The 1,793-nt window shown below is 57.1% G+C and carries 1 protein-coding gene and 1 rRNA gene; one reads left to right on the top strand and one right to left on the bottom strand.

The genetic code is table 11. The annotated features are described in order from the left end of the window. A partial coding sequence (locus tag ACIQT2_RS23935) for a hypothetical protein (RefSeq protein WP_402951764.1) occupies nt 1-246 on the top strand: 246 nt, incomplete at its 5' end. A gap of 96 nt (nt 247-342) precedes the next feature. Here the strand turns inward: ACIQT2_RS23935 and ACIQT2_RS23930 are convergent. Further along, nucleotides 343-1,793 (bottom strand): 16S ribosomal RNA (locus ACIQT2_RS23930); the annotation flags it as partial.

The raw sequence follows: 1,793 nt of genomic DNA, 5'->3' as shown, positions 1-1,793 counted from the left end.
AACAAGGGGCCACACACGCAGTGGGAAAACGGCCGCAGGAAAACCAAGAAACACCAAAACCATGTCCCCAGCAAAGCTGCAGAAGGTCCTGTTGCCTCAGGACCCAACAGTGCACCAAACACAACCCCCACCACCAACACCCCGGACGCGTTCCCAACAACCACAACAGTCGCCGTACTAACCCCAGGACACCAGCCCAAGAACCATGCCAAAAAAACTTTTGATTTGTTGATATTCCACCCATGAGCACCCACCGCAGAACAGACGCCTGCGCAATGGGCAACACTGACAACCACCAGCCCCGCATGCACGGAACCAGCACCGTTGTTAGCAGCTCCTTAGAAAGGAGGTGATCCAGCCGCACCTTCCGGTACGGCTACCTTGTTACGACTTAGTCCCAATCGCCGGTCCCACCTTCGACGGCTCCCCCCACAAGGGTTAGGCCACCGGCTTCGGGTGTTACCAACTTTCGTGACTTGACGGGCGGTGTGTACAAGGCCCGGGAACGTATTCACCGCAGCGTTGCTGATCTGCGATTACTAGCGACTCCGACTTCATGGGGTCGAGTTGCAGACCCCAATCCGAACTGAGACCGGCTTTTTGGGATTAGCTCCACCTCACAGTATCGCAACCCTTTGTACCGGCCATTGTAGCATGCGTGAAGCCCAAGACATAAGGGGCATGATGATTTGACGTCGTCCCCACCTTCCTCCGAGTTGACCCCGGCAGTCTCCTATGAGTCCCCGGCCGAACCGCTGGCAACATAGAACGAGGGTTGCGCTCGTTGCGGGACTTAACCCAACATCTCACGACACGAGCTGACGACAACCATGCACCACCTGTAAACCGACCGCAAGCGGGGCACCTGTTTCCAGGTCTTTCCGGTTCATGTCAAGCCTTGGTAAGGTTCTTCGCGTTGCATCGAATTAATCCGCATGCTCCGCCGCTTGTGCGGGCCCCCGTCAATTCCTTTGAGTTTTAGCCTTGCGGCCGTACTCCCCAGGCGGGGCACTTAATGCGTTAGCTACGGCGCGGAAAACGTGGAATGTCCCCCACACCTAGTGCCCAACGTTTACGGCATGGACTACCAGGGTATCTAATCCTGTTCGCTCCCCATGCTTTCGCTCCTCAGCGTCAGTTACAGCCCAGAGACCTGCCTTCGCCATCGGTGTTCCTCCTGATATCTGCGCATTTCACCGCTACACCAGGAATTCCAGTCTCCCCTACTGCACTCTAGTCTGCCCGTACCCACTGCAGAACCGGAGTTGAGCCCCGGTCTTTCACAGCAGACGCGACAAACCGCCTACGAGCTCTTTACGCCCAATAATTCCGGATAACGCTTGCGCCCTACGTATTACCGCGGCTGCTGGCACGTAGTTAGCCGGCGCTTCTTCTGCAAGTACCGTCACCCCCAAAAGGGGCTTCTTCCCTACTGAAAGAGGTTTACAACCCGAAGGCCGTCATCCCTCACGCGGCGTCGCTGCATCAGGCTTGCGCCCATTGTGCAATATTCCCCACTGCTGCCTCCCGTAGGAGTCTGGGCCGTGTCTCAGTCCCAGTGTGGCCGGTCACCCTCTCAGGCCGGCTACCCGTCGTCGCCTTGGTAGGCCATTACCCCACCAACAAGCTGATAGGCCGCGAGTCCATCCAAAACCACAAAAGCTTTCCACCCCCCACCATGCGATGAGAAGTCATATCCGGTATTAGACCCAGTTTCCCAGGCTTATCCCAGAGTCAAGGGCAGGTTACTCACGTGTTACTCACCCGTTCGCCACTAATCCCCCCAGCAAGCT

It is taken from the genome of Paenarthrobacter sp. NPDC090522 (assembly GCF_044769225.1).
Lineage (GTDB): Bacteria > Actinomycetota > Actinomycetes > Actinomycetales > Micrococcaceae > Arthrobacter.
The sequence above is the reverse complement of the archived record's forward strand: the minus strand, read 5'-3'. Positions and strand labels throughout refer to the sequence as shown.